The 12,304-nt window shown below is 50.9% G+C and carries 11 protein-coding genes; 3 read left to right on the top strand and 8 right to left on the bottom strand.

Annotated features, from left to right (window positions below; translation table 11 throughout):
- Positions 1-6: 6 nt before the first annotated feature.
- From B7990_RS07790 to fabG, 4 genes are all read right to left on the bottom strand, one after another.
- Positions 7-1,827 (bottom strand): extracellular solute-binding protein, encoded by a 1,821-nt coding sequence (locus B7990_RS07790; protein WP_088640420.1) that lies wholly within the window; start codon positions 1,825-1,827, stop codon positions 7-9.
- Between the two features lie 134 nt (positions 1,828-1,961).
- Complete coding sequence (gene rnc, locus B7990_RS07785; RefSeq protein WP_088640419.1) at positions 1,962-2,774, bottom strand: ribonuclease III; 813 nt, start codon at positions 2,772-2,774, stop codon at positions 1,962-1,964.
- A gap of 211 nt (positions 2,775-2,985) precedes the next feature.
- Entirely contained in the window at positions 2,986-3,225 is a 240-nt protein-coding gene (gene acpP, locus B7990_RS07780; protein ID WP_014546672.1) for an acyl carrier protein, read from the bottom strand.
- Between the two features lie 47 nt (positions 3,226-3,272).
- Positions 3,273-4,001, bottom strand: coding sequence for a 3-oxoacyl-[acyl-carrier-protein] reductase (fabG, locus tag B7990_RS07775; RefSeq protein WP_085491094.1), 729 nt, complete (start codon positions 3,999-4,001; stop codon positions 3,273-3,275).
- A 264-nt stretch (positions 4,002-4,265) separates the two neighbouring features.
- Between fabG and B7990_RS07770 the strand changes: the two genes are divergently transcribed.
- Positions 4,266-4,694 (top strand): hypothetical protein, encoded by a 429-nt coding sequence (locus B7990_RS07770; protein ID WP_141099237.1) that lies wholly within the window; start codon positions 4,266-4,268, stop codon positions 4,692-4,694.
- Positions 4,695-4,995: 301 nt separating this feature from the next.
- Here the strand turns inward: B7990_RS07770 and plsX are convergent, their stop codons facing one another.
- From plsX to B7990_RS07750, 4 genes are all read right to left on the bottom strand, one after another.
- Positions 4,996-5,979, bottom strand: coding sequence for a phosphate acyltransferase PlsX (gene plsX, locus B7990_RS07765; protein ID WP_088640417.1), 984 nt, complete (start codon positions 5,977-5,979; stop codon positions 4,996-4,998).
- 14 nt (positions 5,980-5,993) lie between these two features.
- A complete protein-coding gene (rpmF, locus tag B7990_RS07760; protein WP_014546669.1) occupies positions 5,994-6,182 on the bottom strand; it encodes a 50S ribosomal protein L32 in 189 nt (62 codons plus the stop codon).
- Between the two features lie 2 nt (positions 6,183-6,184).
- Positions 6,185-6,712 carry a DUF177 domain-containing protein gene (locus B7990_RS07755; protein WP_014546668.1) on the bottom strand — a complete coding sequence of 176 codons (528 nt, stop codon included), beginning with the start codon at positions 6,710-6,712 and terminating at the stop codon, positions 6,185-6,187.
- 391 nt (positions 6,713-7,103) lie between these two features.
- A complete protein-coding gene (locus B7990_RS07750) occupies positions 7,104-7,979 on the bottom strand; it encodes a TIGR02147 family protein (protein WP_254917393.1) in 876 nt (291 codons plus the stop codon).
- 130 nt (positions 7,980-8,109) lie between these two features.
- On the opposite strand from B7990_RS07750, the gene B7990_RS07745 reads away from it, so the two are divergent.
- Positions 8,110-10,464 carry an Ig-like domain-containing protein gene (locus B7990_RS07745; protein WP_088640499.1) on the top strand — a complete coding sequence of 785 codons (2,355 nt, stop codon included), beginning with the start codon at positions 8,110-8,112 and terminating at the stop codon, positions 10,462-10,464.
- Between the two features lie 61 nt (positions 10,465-10,525).
- Positions 10,526-12,250 carry a LamG-like jellyroll fold domain-containing protein gene (locus B7990_RS07740; RefSeq protein ID WP_088640416.1) on the top strand — a complete coding sequence of 575 codons (1,725 nt, stop codon included), beginning with the start codon at positions 10,526-10,528 and terminating at the stop codon, positions 12,248-12,250.
- The last annotated feature ends 54 nt before the right edge of the window (positions 12,251-12,304 follow it).

Genomic DNA, 12,304 nt, shown 5'->3' with positions numbered 1-12,304 from the left:
CGCGGGTTAGCGGATATCGAACGGCGGAATCGGGAGCGATTCACCGGATTTCATCGCCTTGTCAAGCGCTGCGGACTTGACCGGATCGACCCACCAGTAAACGGGAATTGCATCTTCGCGGTTGAACTGGTCGAGAATCTTTTCGGGGGTGCCGTAACGGTTCCAGTAGAGGATACGGTGGTGGTCGCATTGCCACATGAGCACGTACGGGACGATTTCGGCAAGGCGGTTGTCAAGCGCCTTGAGGATTTCGTTGCGCTTTGCGAGGTCAAATTCCGTCTTCTGCAAATTGATGAGGCTATCGACAATGGGGTCTTGAACGCCGGAGAGATTGTTCGTTCCTTTCTGCATAGCGGTCGTAGAGATCCAGCTTGCTTCCGGGTCGCGGAGGCGGCCAGCGCCCCAGTTCACCCAGTAAAGGTCAAAGTCGGCATCGTCCAAGCGCTTGCGGAGCGTGCTCTGGCTCATCTGTTCGATGGTCGCCACGACGCCGACCTTCTTCAAGTCTTCCTGGAAAAGCGTGAGGTGACGCAAGTCCTCCTGGCTCGTGATGAAGTTGATGGCAAACGGCTTGCCGTCTTTCTCGAGAACGCCTTCCCCATTCACCTTGTAGCCCGCTTCAGCAAAGAGCGCACGAGCCTTTTCGGGATTGTAGCTGTAGACAGGTGCTGTCGGGTTCTGGTTATTCGCCCAGAGATCCGGATAGTAGCTATTGAGGAGGAAGTACTGGCCGTACATGTACTTTTCGTTCATCGCTTCACGGTTCAAGAGGTACGAAAGTGCGCGACGGACGCGGACATCCTGGAACTGCGGCTTGCGGAGGTTGATTGCCATGCCCTGGAAGCCAATCGGTTCCTTGTTGTAGATGCGCTGCTTGACAGCCCAGCCCTTCTTGACAGCATCAAAATCGGTCTGTTTCATCCAGATGCTGCTCGTGTAAATGGCGTAAGCGTTGAAGTCCTGCTTCTTGAACGCTTCGAGCGCCTTCGTCTGGTCGTTCATGAAGCGGTAGCGGATTTTCTGGAAGTTGTACTTGCCGTGGTTCCAATTTTTCTTGAAGCCCCACCAGTCGCTACGGCGCTGGAGTTCGACAAAGCGATCCTCACGGAACGTCTTGATGATGTACGGGCCAGAGACCACCGGGAATTCGTAACGAATCTTGTTGAAGTCCTTGCCTCCCCACACGTGCTTCGGGAATGCGAGCATGCCGGCGGCTTCCCAGAAGTTGCCCCAATGCGATTCCTTCGCGGTCATGCGGACCGTCAAGCTATCGACGACTTCCGGGCGTTCAAAGCGGCTCAGGCCCACCTTGAAAATCGGCGTGAGGTTTTTCTCGTCCATGATGACATCGTAGTAGAACTGCACATCTTCGGCGGTAATCGACTTGCCGTCGCTCCACTTCGCGCGCGGGTCCACATGGAATGTGAACGTTCTGCCGTCTTCGGAGACTTCCCACTTGTCGGCGAGGATACCGACTTCACGATCTTCAGTGGTATGCAGGCTCACGAGCGGTTCGAACATCATGTTCATGAGTTCGGCAGAGAAGCTGTTATAGTCTTCCCACATGTTGAAAGACTTCGGCATGGCGGAACCCCAAAGCGTGATGGAACCGCAGGCGCGGGCATCCTTGGAGGCAATCGGGTCGAACTCGCCGGTCGCGGTAGAATCAATCGGGAGAATCGGGCAATCGGCTTCAGAAACGACGGTGCCTTTTTTCGAAGATTGGCTGGATTTGGAATCGCCGGATTCATTGCAGGCAACAAGAGCAAAAGCAAGAGCAGCCGCCATCGGAACGGCAAGTAAAGAGCGGAGGGAGAAAGTTTTCATGCAGGATAAGATAGATAAAAAGGAGATGCCCGCTCAGTGGCGGGCATGACAACATAGGCTCGGAAGCATGCGTGACAACGCAGGCTCTACATACGAACCACATCCTACCGCCTACTGTCTACTTCCTACTTTAATCACGGCAATCCGATATGGTGTGCGGGTTGTTTGACTTTGGGTGCTGCTGCTTTTTTTGCTTCGGCTTCGGCGGCTTCTGCCTTGAGCGTTTCAAGCGACAAGCGGGAAGCTTCCTGTTCGGCCTTCTTCTTGTTCGGGCCTTGACCGCGGGCATATGATTTGCCGTTCACGACCACTTCGACCGTAAACACCTTCTGGTGTTCCGGGCCTTCTTCGCCAACAATCACGTACTCCGGAGAGCAGCGCAACTTGCCCTGGCAAAATTCCAGAAGTTCGCTCTTGTAGTTCACGAAGTCGGTCGCACTGATGATTTCCTGTACGCGCGGGAAATGGAACTTATTCAAAATGGCACGGACCTCTTCGAGGCCGCCGTCGAGATAGACGGCACCAAGCACAGCTTCATAGGCATCAGCGAGAATGCTTTCCTTGCCGCGACCGCCCATCTTGGCTTCGGATTTTCCGATTTTCACGTATTCGCTCAAGTCCCATTCCTTGGACGACTGGGCGCAGGCATGCCCCGAGACAATCGCGCTCTTGCGCTTGGAGAGTTCGCCCTCCGGATCGCTCGGATACGTCCTGTATAAATATTCCGTCGTAAGCATGTTGAGGACGGAATCGCCGAGGAACTCCAGGCGCTCGTTGTTGCTTGCGTACGGGACGTCTTTCCCGACGAGGAACGAACGGTGGACGAGTGCATGAGCCAGCAGTTCTGGATCGCGGAATCTGTACCCAAGCTTAGCCTCAAGCCCGTCACCGGACTTCTGGCGAAACCAGAGTTTTAGAATCTTGTGGAGCAGGTTTTGATCTTCCAACAGAATCTCCTTAATAGTTTAAAATGCTAGATGAAATGTAGTATTTGGTTACTGGTCATTAGCAACAACTAAGAACGATCAACTACTGACTAATGACTAACTACTAATGACTACTGACTAATAACTAACGACTAAAAAAAGAATCCCCGGCGGAACCGGGGACCCAAAGCTCTTTCTTTGCCCAACAGATGCGGGCTAAAGTAAAACTAGATTACTTCTTGTGTGCTTCGAGGAAAGCAACAACGTCAGAAACCTTCTGGAACTTTTCAGCGTCGGAATCGAGGATTTCGACATCGAATTCGTCTTCGAGGGCCATCACGAGTTCAACACGGTCCAGGGAGTCAGCACCGAGGTCATTACCGAATTCAGATTCGGGCTTGACATCTTCAGCCTTGACTTCCAACTTAGCAACGATCACGTCCGTGACCTTCTTGAAAATTTCTTCGTTCATTTTTTTCTCCATGGGAAAAAGTTTTGTCCAAATTTAATAAAATGTTGTTAAGCGTTCAAGCCCCCATCGACACCAATTACCTGTCCGGTAATGTATTTGGCATCGTCGGATGCTAAAAATGCTACAGCCTTGGCGACATCTTCCGGCTGACCGAGGCGGCCAAGCGGAATCTGGGCGGCATATTTTGCACGGGTCTCTTCGCTCATGGCGGCGGTCATGTCCGTATCGATAAATCCCGGAGCGACAGCGTTCACGGTAATGCCGCGAGAGCCGAATTCCATGGAGTTGGACTTGGTCATGCCGATCACGCCAGCCTTTGCAGCGGCGTAGTTGGCCTGGCCGGCCTGAGTTCTGATACCGTTCAAGCTTGCAATGTTCACGATGCTGCCTTTGCGGGCGCCCATCATCGTCCTGAGGACGGCTCTGGTGCAGAGGAACGTCGAGCGGAGGTCCGTTGCGATAACATTATCGAAATCTTCGTCCTTCATGCGAAGTACGAGGCCGTCACGGGTGATGCCAGCGTTGTTCACGAGGCAGTCCACGCCACCCAGTGCGTCGATAGCTTGTTTGAAAGCGTCCTTCACGGATTCGGAGTTGCTCACGTCGCATGCGAACGTGAACGTCTTGACGCCGAATTCCTTGGCAATCGCTTCGGCCTGTTCCGGGCAGCCGCCGCGGGAAATAAGCACAACATCAGAACCGCGAGCCGCAAGTTCCCTTGCAATGGCAAGACCGATACCACGAGAAGCGCCAGTCACAATAGACTTCGTAGGCATTATAAATTGACCTCCTGTATGACATTAACTGTCATTGGTGAATATAAATGATTTAAGCTTAGAAAGGCCGTCACACCACCGGTGCCAGACGGTCCGTCCAAAGCATATTTATTTGTTACTCAAGATAAAAAAGTTTCAGAAGGAAATTTAAGAGAACTTAGAACTTAGTAGGAAGTTAGAAGTAGGAAGTAGACAGTGGCTAGTGATTAGGGCATTCAATTTTCAAGAAAATATTCTTTTTTCTAAAATTTGTACGAGACTTTTTTGAGGTTACTGATTTTGTTTTATTTGAGACAATTGCTATTAATCATTTTCCTTTTACTAGGGAATACCTTCGCTGCAGTCGAAAACAATAATACAAACAACAATCAAATAACTCCAGATGATATTTACAATCTATTTAGCAATGAAGAAAACAACAAAGAAGATGGTTTACTAGCGTTAGCTACAGGAATTCCTTTAACTGTAGTAGGTGTTGTGGCATTTGTCGCATATAAAAACCACAATCAAGATGACGAACCAAACATGGCGGCACTTGGAATTCCTCTCGCGTTAATCGGTATTCCAATAATCATTTACGGTATCTATTGTTTCATTCCTAAGAAAAAAACTCAATCTGCACATTTATTTATAACGCCAACAATAGATGTTCTCCACCCACAAGCGGGTATCGGAATGCACGTAAGCTTCTAAGCCCTTAAATAGCTCATACATCAAAAGACCGTAGGTCCGTGCCCATAGCCCATACCCCAAAGGGGCGATAGCCCCGCGCCCATAGCCTATACCTTTACTGGATCCTTCGGGGCGAACACCTCAGGATGACAGTGCTAAATCTCTACTCTCTCGTCTGTAGGACCGCAGGTCCGAGCCCATCCCTCATACCCCACACCTCATCAACTAATAACTACAGACCATTGACCAATGACTAAACAAAAAAAACGGACCTAGCGTTCACTAGATCCGTCTAATTGCAACTAAAGTCTAAAGACAAAAGTTATGCTTTCGGAGCTTCCTCGGACTTGATTGCAGCGAGGCGAGCGTTCACCTTATTGGCAACGTCAGCTTCGGCATACTTGGCAGCTGCATCAACAGCCTTTTCGATTGCAAGAGCATCGGAACGGCCATGAGCGATGATACCAATGCCATTGAGACCGAGCAGCAGAGCGCCACCCGTAGCGCGGTAGTCCCACATTTCAGCAAAGCGCTTGCCAGCCGGAGTGTCGATCGTGCCGAACATTTCCTGGTGCATTTCGAAGAAACCTTCCAGAAGCTTGAGCACGACATTACCCGTATAGCCGGAGCAAGCGACAACATCGGCCTTGCTTGCGATAAGATCGCGACCTTCGATGTTGCCCATGAAGTTGACCGGGGCAGACTTGAGGAGCTGGTAGGCTTCCTGCAAAACAGCCGGACCCTTGTGTTCTTCTTCGCCCATGTTCAAGAGGCCAACCTTCGGATTTTCGTAACCGAGGTAAGCTTCAGCAAATGCAGAACCTGCAATGGCAAAGTCAACGAGAGTAGAAGCGCGTTCATCAACATTTGCACCGCCATCGACCAACACAATGCGGCGATCCTTTGTCGGAAGTGCAACCCCGATAGGCGGACGGGAGAATTCGTCACAGGACTTACCGAGAATCATGAGGCAGCTAGCCATCATAGCACCAGAGTTACCGGCGCTGACAGAAGCATCGACAAGACCTTTCTTCTGCAAGGCAACGCAAGTCACCAAGCCAGAATGCTGTTTCTTCTTGACCACCATGACAGGATGTTCATCCATAGCCACAGGATCCGGAGCATCAACTACGGAAATCTGATTGCCGGTGTAACCAAGCTTCTCGAGAGAAGCCTTGACCTCGGCCTCAGGTCCGCAGAGAACCACATGAATATTGGGGTTTTTCTTGACTGCGCTAACGGCGCCTTCAATGCAAACACTCGGGGCGTAGTCGCCACCCATGGCATCCAGTGCAACTTTGATCACGGATTCCTCCTAGATTAAGCTTCGGCACCCTTCATGTCAACAACTTCCACACCGTTGTAGAAGCCGCAAACCGGGCACACGCGATGCGGACGCTTCACGGAACCGCAATGATCGCAGGTAGCCATAGCCGGCACTTCCATCTTCCAGTGGGTGCGGCGCTTGTCACGACGAGCGGTCGAAGTTTTTCTCTTAGGTACTGCCATTTTTAACTCCTGTTTTCCATTTTGCTCTTAAGAGCTTTGAGTTTTTCCCAGCGGGGGTCGAGCGGCTTTTCAGCATCGGCACCATCGCCAGCTTGATTGTTTGTTACAAAGATAAAATCTTCGTCAGGATTTTTCACGGGCGCAATGGGTTCCTGTAGGGTCACCAGCTGTCGGACGCACTCGGAAACATCTACGAAGTCCTGTGTCTGCGGAATCGTGTAGGCGAAGACATCATCGTCGTCGTCATGAAGTTCCTGTGCAGCGCATGCTCCGCGCTCCACCTCGACAACAATCTCGGTTTCGAACGGACGGTCAAAAAGATCCAGGCTGCGGACACAAGTGAGTGTTTGCACTCCAGAGATAGTACCGGTCACAAGGCACTTGCCGTTGCCTTCGGGGCTAACCAGCACCTCGGCTACCAGATCGCCCTTGAGGTGCAGTTCGTCGAAGATTTCAGGAGCGTCGGCATGGGACCAGACCACTCGTTGGTCTTCGGAATCAGTAAGTTTTTGTGCGATATTAATTCTCAAAGTGGCACAAATGTAGTAAAACGCAAGAAAGGGGTCAAGTGGGGATTAGTAGTTAGTAGGCGGTAGACAGTAGGAAGAAGAAAACTGAAAAACATTAGCCGTTGTCTATAGACAACCATTTATTATAGTGACAGGCAACATTTTCCCAAACAAAGGTATTTTAGCACTATATTGTCGTGCAAGGGTGTATATGGGATAATCTTTTGGTTTTGACCGACATTTCGCGGTTTCGGCGCTCAGCTATTAACGTTTTGGTGTATAAAAGCGAGCGCCGGACCGCTTTTTTTGCAGAAAAACGCACTGTTTAGACTTGATTGTAACGGGAGATACTCCCATACATCAAAAAAATCCCGATGCAGGCACCGAGATTTTTATTGTAAAGAGAGAAATCTTATTTTCCGCCGACGGGGAACAGCGCAAACTGCAACTGGAAAACCTTATCGCTATTTTTATCTTCTTCGGCAATGAGCGCGATTTCTTTGCGGAAGGCGTTGATGCGTTCCACGATGCGTTCGTAGCCCTCCTGGCTGATGCCGAGCGTAAGCCCAGAAACATGACGCGAGCCCGGCGGGTCGCGATCGATAGAATCCGCCGCAAGCTTTAAACAATGCTGGTGGAAACCGCGCAGCGCAAGTTTTGACGTGCGGTCACCCGTGCTGATTGCACTTTCGGAGAGCACGTATTTGCCGTCCTCCCCTTTCTTGATGAGTTCACATTCTTCGAGCAACTTGACCGACTTTTTAGCCTCATCCGCCGTCACGTGCGGGTGGACCATTTTCGCAAGAGCTTCGTAGTCGCCGTCAAAGCCGAACATGCCGATAAGGCTGCGGATAATCAGGTGCCGCCAATGTGAATACACCATATACTGCGTATGCCCGAGAATATGCTGTTTTTCGGAAAAACGCACGACCTTGAGCGCCGCCTGCATTTCTTCAAACGCAGCATTGCGTTCGTCCATCGTTTCGGCCTGATTGAACTTCACAAGCCCGACAAAAAATTCCGTTTCATGCTTGCCCAAGCGAAGTCCAGACGCGACCTTCGGGATGCTCGCGCTCGAAAGGTTCTTGTCGCCGTTCATTACGCGACTGATGAAATCCTTGGCCTTGAACCCGATCTTATCAGAAAATACACGGAGCGAAAAGGCGGGGTTAGCCTCCTTCTTTGCGCTATAGTAATCCTTCAAAAATTCCCGGTAATCCAGGTATTCGAAGATTTTTTTCCCTAGTTTCTTTTCGCCCATGCCATAAATGTAAGAAAAACAGGCCATAAAAGAGTAGAAGATTTCACTTTTAGCGTTGTCCAGAAACAACGAGAAATCCGTCTTAAGGAGAAAAGCGCTTTGAATAGCTACCAGCAGGATTTAGATTATAGATATATAAAAACTGAGGATGAACAATATGGGTGTTAAAGGTTTTGGCCACATCGCGTTTGCAAGCGTTGTCTCAATTTTCGGAATTTCTGCATTACACGCCGCAGATTCCGCTTCAATTCCAGCAACAGAAGTTGTTTCGTTCCCGTCCGACGCCGCCTACGGCGGTGGCGACAAAATCGGTTCGCAGCTGATTGCAGCCACTTACAACGCCGGGAACGGCCCTGGCATCTGGATTGTCGCCGATGGCGGTTACAGGCTTTACCACAACGGTTCTCTCCTTGCCGAAGACAACCAGGCAGGCCGCGTACGCTTCATCCCGATGACATTCTTGCCCGGCGAAAACGCAATTTCTGTCGTGGGCGTAAACGGCAAAGGCACCCCAGGCGTTCTCGTGCAAATTGACGATCTCGACAAGTCTTACTATTCCGGCAGCGGTTGGAAATCCAAGCCCGTTGTTGGCAACAACTCCTGGAAAAACAAAGGGCGTGACCTCTCGCAATGGGGTGGCGCGACGACGCTTTCTCACGCAAGCAACAAGCTCCCGAGTGGCGGTGCGCTCGAAAATTTCGCCCCGAATACGCAAGCCAAATGGATCTGGACGAGTGACGAATCCGACCCAACAGCAGTTTTACTTTTCACGTTCAATGTGAAAGCCGAGGGCTTCGGCGCATCAACGACAGGCGGCGACGCAGGCAAGGTCGTCATCGCAAGCGATTCCGCAAGCATCCGCAAGTACTTACAGAGCAACGATGCAGTCACGATTCTCGTGCCCGAAGGCACTTACGACTTTAGGCAGTTCCGCAACGCCGTTACCGAGGCAAAAAGCAAAAACCGCACTTGGTGCAAAACGACCTGTACCGAAAAGAACCGCGTGACGGGGAAAACCAATACCTTCTACCGCATTACATTCAAAGCGAACAATTGCAGCGACCTCACCGAAGCAGGAGTGCAGATTGTGCAAGAAAGCGAAAACTTGCAGAAGTGGGAAAACTGGATTACCACGAAGCCGAACAAGAGCCTCGTAGGCATGGGCCGTGGCGCAAATCTCCGCGGAGCATCTATCGCCGTGCGCAGTAACGAAGGCTCCAGCAACCACATTTACCGCAACCTCGCCATTTACGACGTGAACCCGCACTTGATCGAAGGAGGCGACGGCCTTGAAACCGTAGGCACTGCAAGCAAGCATGTAGACAAGTTCTGGGCCGACCATATCAGCTACAAATGGATTTCCGATGGCATGGATATGGAATTTGTTGACAACGCCACCATCAGTTATCTCGATTTTGACGGCGCCAACGATTACAACTGCTGGGGCACCGACCCGTACATGGCACTCGTTGAAGACGCGCATTTAACTTACGCGAACAACTACTGGCACAACACTTACGGCCGCGTTCCGAAAGTCACCGGAGAAAACAACGGCTCGCAAGTTCATTTGTACAACCAATACGTCGATTACAACCGATTCTTCGTCGCAGGCGCAAACGGTCACAGCGCAAACGCGAAGGCTTACGTGCGCTACGAAAACAGCTACATCGATAACGGCCAGGGCTACCTCGCCGAATGGGGCGACAATGGCTACGTTTACTTTAGCGGAGTCTCGTTCGGGAAAGGCACCAAGCAACAGCACCGCTACAACGGCACCGTGAAAAGCGGAATCCCGCAAGCCGAAACGTTCAACCCGAGCTACAGCTTTGAAAAGCGAAACGTTGAAGACCTCCCGAAAGAAATTCCAAACCTCTCGGGCGTCGGCGGACGATACGGCAAGATGCCCGAATACAACCAGGGCTTCGGCCAGAGCAACAAGGCCGCAAGCGTAACGCTTACCGCACCTGCCGCTGGCGCAAAAATCGCCGCAAGCGCAGGCGTGACCTTAAAAGCCGACGCTAAAGATAACGACGGTTCCGTGAAAAGCGTTGCATTCTATGTCGGCAACACGCTCGTCGGAACATCAACAGCGACACCATACCAAGTCACCGTCAAGAATCTCGCCGCAGGTACGCATTCCGCAGTCGCCGTCGTGACGGACAATTCCGGGCTCACGTGGATGTCCGAATACGTGACGTTTACCGTCGAAGGCTCGGCAGAATCTAGCAGTTCAACAGTCGCTGAATCCAGTTCTAGCGAAGTTTCTTCATCGAGCGTCACGGAATCTAGCTCCAGTGCGACACCCGTAAGCAGCTCCAGCGAAGGCACCATCGGTATCGCCTCCCCCGTGCACCACGCCACCGAAGCCGAAGCAGGTTTCTACCGCATCTTCGACATTCAAGGGCGCCCGCTATACTCCGGCGACTGCAAGCCCGCCCAAATGCCCGCCGCACACGTCATCGTGATCGAATACTCCAAAACAGGCAAGACTTTACGCCACTATATCCAATAACGATTGCAATCGCGATCAATAGCCCTCCCGCTTTTCGCAAATCTTATATATATTGGTATCAATGAAGTTCTGCAAAAACATATTGGCTGTTTCGATTGCGTCTGCTGCAATTCTTGGAGGTTGTTCCTCCGACAGCCATATTGCAGGCAACAGCGCCGAGACGGGTTCTCCAGAACTCGCCGGTATTTTCCTTTTGGATAACGGCAAGCCCGCCGCATTCGCGCGCGTACACTGCGTTCCTAGCGACTTTAACGCCACCTCTGGCGAACTCCCCGCCGCCTACTCCACAGAAACAGATTCAAAAGGCTACTATAGCCTCGATTCCATTCCCCCGGGCACTTACGCCGTCGAGGCTTTCCACGAAGAATCCGGCAAGCGGTTCCTCGTGCAGAACATAAGCGTCACCGAAGACGATTCCGTCGCTGTTAGCGATACTTTGCGCGATCCGGGAATCATAAAATTCGAAGGCATAGAAAATCTTTCGGACGGCGCAGCAGGTGTCGCCACCGTTTTGGGAACGACTATTCATAGAAACATCGTTGTTCACGAGCATACATTGTTTATCGATAGCTTGCCTGTAGGCAAGTTCGATTTGCAGGTGTTCATTGACGAATATTCTAGTGCAAATCCTTGGGCGTATCTAAAAGTCGATATCGTTGCGGGACATACCGAGACGATTCTTGAGCCAAGTCCGATCGAACCCGACATTGAAACTCCTCGTGATTCTGTAACCCTTACCTTTGTGGCGCCGCTAGCTCTCCCCAAAGGAATCGACACGCTGAATTCTGTTGTGACCGACATTCCGATTGCGCTTCGATTGACGGAAGACATCTGCGATTTTGATTCGCTCCAGTATGTTAATTATGGTCGTTGGGATGCTGCGCGTATTTCGAAAGATGGGCGTCACCGCAGCAATCTTCCGATTAGCTATGCAGGTTTTGACAGAGAATCAAAGGAAATGGTCATCTGGGTCCGCGTGGATTCATTAAATGTTGATGATTCGCTAGAGATTGTTTATGACGGATTGCAGTATCCTTTTTACGCATTGGACATATTCCCGACCAACCGCAGCTATTCGCTCGTGTACCATTTCGACAGCGAAACCACCTTCAGGGACGATGCCGAGAAGGGCTATTTCAACGGAATGTTAAATTCTACCGAAACTGGATCCAAGACGAGCACCGAGAACCGCAACTCTGACGGCGTTCTCAGATCATCCATAGCGCTAGACGCAACGACTACAATCACCGCGAAAAATTCCGCCAAGGCAGATTCGACCCGCAAGGTTAATTTGTCCTTTGGAAACGGTCAATTCTGTTTTTCTCTGTGGATCAACCTTGAATCGTTAGAGCAGCAGACCATCTTTGAAAAAGCAGACGAATACGCGCTACGCTACGATCCCGCTCAAGGCTTCGTCGTAGAATTTTATCACGTCGCCACAGAAAGAGCAGGCGACGAAGGCGCGACGGACACCGCAAGTTACAAACAAACATGGGCATCTGGCACAGAAGGAATTGAAGCGGGCAAATGGATTTTCATAGCATTCAGCAAGCACTCCATTCCGCAAACAAGTTATTTTATCAATGGCACCTCAATCAAGGCCGAAGAAACCAGCAATGACTGGGACGGCAACCGCGAACTTGCAGACTTGAAAATCGGCGGATTCACCGGGAAAATCGACGAGTTCACGCTCGGCAGCACTTTCCGCGACGATTCCTGGACTCGCCTCACCTACCTCAATCAAAAGCCCGAAATTTCCTGGCCAAAACTTTCCGCAAGAAAGTAATACCGTTTTCCGCCAATTCCTAATTCCGAAATCCTAATTTCGAATCACCTGCTG

Origin of the sequence: Fibrobacter sp. UWB4 (assembly GCF_002210345.1) — a bacterium.
GTDB lineage: Bacteria > Fibrobacterota > Fibrobacteria > Fibrobacterales > Fibrobacteraceae > Fibrobacter.
Note: the sequence above shows the minus strand (reverse complement) of the source record. Positions and strands in the feature narration are given on the sequence as shown.

Bases quoted from the DNA above. Each gene is read 5' to 3' on its own strand.
- B7990_RS07790 (WP_088640420.1), bottom strand. From the start codon at position 1,827: ATGAAAACTTTCTCCCTCCGCTCTTTACTTGCCGTTCCGATGGCGGCT.
- acpP (WP_014546672.1), bottom strand. From the start codon at position 3,225: ATGAACGAAGAAATTTTCAAGAAGGTCACGGACGTGATCGTTGCTAAG.
- fabG (WP_085491094.1), bottom strand. From the start codon at position 4,001: ATGCCTACGAAGTCTATTGTGACTGGCGCTTCTCGTGGTATCGGTCTT.
- rpmF (WP_014546669.1), bottom strand. From the start codon at position 6,182: ATGGCAGTACCTAAGAGAAAAACTTCGACCGCTCGTCGTGACAAGCGC.
- B7990_RS07750 (WP_254917393.1), bottom strand. From the start codon at position 7,979: ATGGCCTGTTTTTCTTACATTTATGGCATGGGCGAAAAGAAACTAGGG.
- B7990_RS07745 (WP_088640499.1), top strand. From the start codon at position 8,110: ATGGGTGTTAAAGGTTTTGGCCACATCGCGTTTGCAAGCGTTGTCTCA.
- B7990_RS07740 (WP_088640416.1), top strand. From the start codon at position 10,526: ATGAAGTTCTGCAAAAACATATTGGCTGTTTCGATTGCGTCTGCTGCA.